General features: G+C 64.7%; 5 protein-coding genes. 2 read left to right on the top strand and 3 right to left on the bottom strand.

Translation table 11 applies throughout. The features are described from left to right. Positions 1-131, bottom strand: a 131-nt coding sequence (locus AC062T_RS08395; protein WP_476029087.1) for a PadR family transcriptional regulator, incomplete at its 3' end; no start/stop codon positions are given. Between the two features lie 77 nt (positions 132-208). Continuing rightward, positions 209-2,047, bottom strand: coding sequence for an ABC transporter ATP-binding protein (locus AC062T_RS08390; RefSeq protein ID WP_476029085.1), 1,839 nt, complete (start codon positions 2,045-2,047; stop codon positions 209-211). Positions 2,048-2,195: 148 nt separating this feature from the next. On the opposite strand from AC062T_RS08390, the gene rarD reads away from it, so the two are divergent. After that, entirely contained in the window at positions 2,196-3,131 is a 936-nt protein-coding gene (gene rarD / locus AC062T_RS08385; RefSeq protein WP_476029083.1) for an EamA family transporter RarD, read from the top strand. A gap of 9 nt (positions 3,132-3,140) precedes the next feature. Here rarD and AC062T_RS08380 read toward each other — a convergent pair whose 3' ends face one another. Continuing rightward, a complete protein-coding gene (locus AC062T_RS08380; RefSeq protein ID WP_476029081.1) occupies positions 3,141-3,656 on the bottom strand; it encodes a flavin reductase family protein in 516 nt (171 codons plus the stop codon). Positions 3,657-3,842: 186 nt separating this feature from the next. Here AC062T_RS08380 and ftsY point away from each other — a divergent pair, with 186 nt between their 5' ends. After that, positions 3,843-4,718, top strand: coding sequence for a signal recognition particle-docking protein FtsY (gene ftsY, locus AC062T_RS08375; protein ID WP_108518698.1), 876 nt, complete (start codon positions 3,843-3,845; stop codon positions 4,716-4,718). Positions 4,719-5,009: the final 291 nt, after the last annotated feature.

Raw genomic sequence — 5,009 nt, 5'->3', positions numbered from 1 at the left:
AGCGCCTTGTAGACCTGTCCCACGTTCAGCGGGGTGCCCGATCCGGTGCGTCGATCAAACTCGGCGCGCAATAGATAGCCGTAGTTGGGTTGCGCCGCGAGCATGGCCAGGATGCTCATCCGTACCGACACCTGGCCCCCGCATCTAATGCATACCCTCTATATAAATACCGACGATAGCGAAGCGCGGTAGGGGCGGCAAGAACCTTTTAGACGAGAAGCTGGTGCTTCGCGAGCTCGCGGTAGAGCGGGGTCGAGACGACCAGTTCGGAGTGTGTGCCCTCGCCGACGACGGTGCCGTTCTCGAGCACGACGATGCGGTCGCTGTCCACGACCGTCGAGAGCCGGTGAGCGATCACGATGAGGGTGCGGCCCGTGGCGACGGCGTCGATCGCCTCGCGCAGCAGCTGCTCGTTGAGTCCGTCGAGCGATGAGGTCGACTCGTCGAGCAGCAGGATGGGCGGCGCGGCCAGCAGCGCCCGGGCGATAGCCAGACGCTGGCGCTCTCCACCCGAGAGCATCACGCCGTCCTCGCCGACCTGGGCGTCGAGCCCCGCAGGGTCGCGATCGAGCACAGCCGTGAGGTTCACGGCGGCCAGTACATCAACGCATAGTTCGTCCGAGGCATCGGGAGCGCCGAGGGTCAGGTTGTCGCGGATGCTTCCCGCCAGAACGGGCGCGTCCTGTTCCACATATCCGATCTGTGCGCGCAGGTCTTCGCGGTCGAGCGCACGAACATCCTGGCCGCCGAGTCGCACGACTCCCGCCGTGGGGTCGTAGAAGCGCTCGATGAGGGAGAGAATCGTCGACTTGCCGGCTCCGGACGGGCCAACGAGGGCGATGCGCTGCCCGCGCGGCACCGAGAACGAGACTCCGCGAAGCACGGTGCGGTCTCGGGGGCTGTCCACGGCAGATTCGCCGAGTTCTGCGGCGAGTAGTTTCTCTGCCTCTGTCTTGTGGGCCGATTCGGGGTAGCGAAACTCCACGGTCTCGAACGTGACGGCGTCGTTTGATTCGACGGGCGCGACGGCAGTGATTGCGGCATCCTCTTCTGCCTCGCTGGGCAGAGCGATGATTTCCTGGATGCGCCCGAGGGCTCCGAGGGCCTGGTTCACCGAGGTCACGGCACCGAAGGCCAGGCCGAGCGGGCTGATCAGCATGAAGAGAAAAATGATGAAGGTCACGAGTGAGGCCACCGTGATATCTCCGGCGGCGACGCGGAAGCCGCCCACGCCGAGCACGGTGAGCAGCGAGACTTGCAGGGCAATGCCCGCGACGGGAACCACGAGCGCAGAGACCTTGGCGACGTCGATTCCTCGGCGGTAGGCGCCCTCGGCTTCCTTCTCGATTGCGGCGTATTCGCGGTCGGTGGCGTTGGCGGCCCGCACCGTGCGAATCGCGCCGAGCACGCGCTCCACGGCGGCGGCCAGGTCGCCGACTTTCTGCTGTTGGGCCTGGCTGGCCCGGCGGATGCGGCCAGAGAGTGCTCCAACGATCACGGCAGAGAGCACGATCACGAGCATCGTGAGCCCGAGCAGCACGGGGTCGATGATGAGCATCGCGATGATTGCGCCGACAAAGATGAGCACTCCGCCGATCGCGTCGACGAGCCCCTGGGTCATGACCGCATACAGCAGTGTCGTGTCCGAGCCGACGCGGGAGACGAGGTCGCCCGTGCGGCGGGTGTCGTATTCGCGGATGGGCAGGCGAAGCATCCGGGAGATCAGGTGGCGTCGGGCGGAGAATACGACCCCGGTTCCCGTGCGCTGCAGCAGATAGTGCTGGTAGCCGCTGATGATGGCCGATACCACCACGAGCACGACGAGCACGGTGACAAACGTGGTGAGGGGGTCGCCTTCGCCGACGGCAACGATGAGCTGGTTCACGAGCAGCGGCTGTGCGAGCGAGGCGGCGGCCCCCAGGATGCTCAGCACGATCACGACGCTGAGCACCTTCTTGTGCTCTAACAAATAGGGCAGAAGTTCGCTGAACCGGGCACGAGGCCCGTCGTCCTTCTTCTTGCGGGTGCGCGTGTTCGCTGTACTCATGACTTCTTTCGATGGAGCGGAGGGCGAATGGCCACCAGTAGCTTACGTGGCGAACCACGGACATTTGCTGCTGAGATCTCCGGTCCACCCCGCCATCGCTGGCGTTCTCCGCAACCCGGGCCTGTCGTTCTGCTGTCAGAATATGCAGGTGCCCCATCCTTCTGAGTCGCTTGGTTTGCGGAGCCGTGGGGTCATCGCCTCCGTCGCCGCGTCCGTGCTCTTTGGCGTCGTCTATTTCATCCCGGCGGCGCTGGGCGATCTCGGCACGTTCGAGGCGGTGTCGTGGCGCATCATCCTCACGGTGCCGTTCATGGTGGTTTTGCTCATCGCCATCAAGTCGTGGCGATCTGTTGTCGCCACGGTGCGGCTCATTGCCGCACGCCCGCTCGTCGTGCTTCCGCTCGTGCTGGTGTCGTCGGCGCTTCTCGGGCTGCAGCTGTGGCTCTTCGCGTGGGGTCCGAGCACGGGGCATGGGTTGGATGTCGCGATCGGCTACCTTCTCATGCCGCTGGTCATGGTTGTGGTCGGCGTGATCGTTCATGGGGAGCGGCTGGGGGCACTTCGCACGGTCGCGGTGGGCGCAGCGCTGGTCGGCGTTGCCGCGGCTTTTTTCGCGGCGGACGGGCTTTCGTGGGCGACCGCTGCCGTGGCTATCGGCTACCCGATCTACTTTGTTATTCGGCGCGCTCTGGGAATTGATACTCCGGGCGCCATGCTCGTCGAGCTCGTCATCCTGTTGGTTCCAAGCGTGTGGTTCGCCGTCGGACCGGGGTCGGTCGTGGCGCAGGGCGGGGAGCTTCCGATCGCAATGCTCGTGATGTTCGGGGCGGTGAGCGCCGTCGCCCTCACTCTCTACATCGTCGCGAGCCGTCTGCTGAGCTTCAGCCTCTTCGGGCTCCTCAGCTATGTCGAGCCGATTGTTCTGGTCGCGGTGTCGATCGTCCTGCTGGGCGAGTCGATCGATCCGTCCGAGTACCTCACCTATGCCGGCATCGGCCTTGCCCTTCTTCTCCTGGGAGTCGAAGGGTGGCGCAGCGTGCGCTCGGTTCCGGATGCGGGCGAGCCTCCCGCGGTCACCTCCTAACCCACGCGGTTAGGGAATGGTGGGCGGCTGTGCGCCGAGGGTCCGATACGCGCTGCGGTAGAACAGCAGCGGTTCGAGGGTGTCGCCGCTGAAGTCGGTGTGCAGTGCGGCAACCTTGCCCACCACGATCAGGTGGTCGCCACCGGGGTGTTCGGCCTCGAGGGTGCATTCGATGTGAGCGAGTGCTCCGTCGAGCAGTGGAATCGCCAGCTCTCCTTGGTGCCACGGAGCGTCGGCGAACTTGTCGCCCCCGCTTCGGGCGAACGTTCTGCTGAGCGGTGCCTGTTCTGCCGAGAGCACGTTCACCGCAAACACCCCCTGTGGCTCGATCTTGGGCCACGACGTTGAGCTTCGGGCTGGCGACACCATCACAAGAGGCGGGTCAATCGAGAGTGAGCTAAATGACTGCGCCGTCATTCCCGCTGGTGTGCCGTCGGCGTCGCGGCCGGTGACCACGACCACGCCTGTCGCAAAGTGCGACATTACGGTGCGGAACACCTGGGGGTCGATTGCGGGCAGTTTCATCGGCTTCCTTTTACACGCAGCGTTCGCCTCTCAAGCGACGGTCTCGGCCGAGCGCCGAGTGGCGCTCATCGTAATCCCGTCTTCGCTCGTCGTGATTCATCCGTCGCCCAGCCAGCCGCAATGCTGTCGCGGCGCCGTTTGGTGCCGCGGAGCGTTCCGGGCGTGCGAACGCTCTACCCTGGTGTCATGGCAGATCGCACCCCTTGGTCCCTCTCCGGCGCCCTGCGCGGGATGTTCGCAAAGAAGACGATCGACGAGGGCACGTGGGAGGACCTCGAAGATGCGCTCATCTCTGCCGACTTTGGCCCTGACATCACCGACTCGGTGATCGAGGAGCTGCGAGCCCAGGTCAAGAAGTACTCGACGACAGACCCCGCAGACCTAAAGCGGATGCTTCGGGAGAATCTCGAGGAGCGTCTCGCCCGCCTCGATCCCACCCTTACTCTCACGGCCCGTCCCGCCGTTGTGCTCGTGGTGGGCGTCAACGGTGTCGGCAAGACCACCACGATCGGCAAGTTCGCCAGGTTCCTCGGGCGGCACGGCCGCACGGTCGTGGTGGGCGCTGCGGATACCTTCCGCGCTGCGGCAGTCGAGCAACTTGCTACCTGGGCCGAGAGGGGCGGCGCCCAGATCGTTCGTCCCCAGCAGCAGGGTCAAGATCCTGCGTCTGTCGCGTTCCAGACGGTGGAGAAGGCCATCGCCGAGGGAATCGAGATCGCCATCATCGACACGGCGGGCCGGCTTCAGACCAAGAGCGGGCTGATGGATGAGCTGTCCAAGATTCGCCGTGTCATTGAGAAGCAGACCGAGATCGCCGAGGTGCTCCTGGTACTGGATGCCACGACGGGCCAGAACGGGCTCGCTCAGGCGGAGGCGTTCATCGAGCACGCGGGGGTCACGGGCCTCGTGCTCACCAAGCTCGATGGCTCGGCAAAGGGTGGTTTTGTGCTCGCAGTCCAGGAGCGAACGGGCATCCCCATCAAGCTCGTCGGGCAGGGTGAGGGCATCGGCGATCTCACCGGGTTCACCCCACACGTTTTCGTCCAGAACCTGGTGGGCTAGTCCAGCCGTAGGTTTGGCGGTCATCGCCGCGGTGTCATCCGATGCGATGACCACAGAGAAGGCCCGTTTTTCCCATGTTTGTTGGGGAGGCGGGTCTTTTGTGGTTGGTGGGGTGGGGGTGTTTTGTCGAGGGTGTGTCGCGGCACGCCGGGGATGTGGGGGTGATTTGCCGGGTGTTCCAGATCCACGTAAAGTTCTTTCTTGTCACCCCAAAGGTGCGGGAAGCGGAAGAGCTTCTCGGCCTCACGTGGGACCAAATCCTGGCTCTAAACAGCCGCTCCCCGAGTCTTC

The sequence above is a fragment of the Homoserinimonas sp. genome, assembly GCF_056262345.1.
Note: the sequence above shows the minus strand (reverse complement) of the source record. Positions and strands in the feature narration are given on the sequence as shown.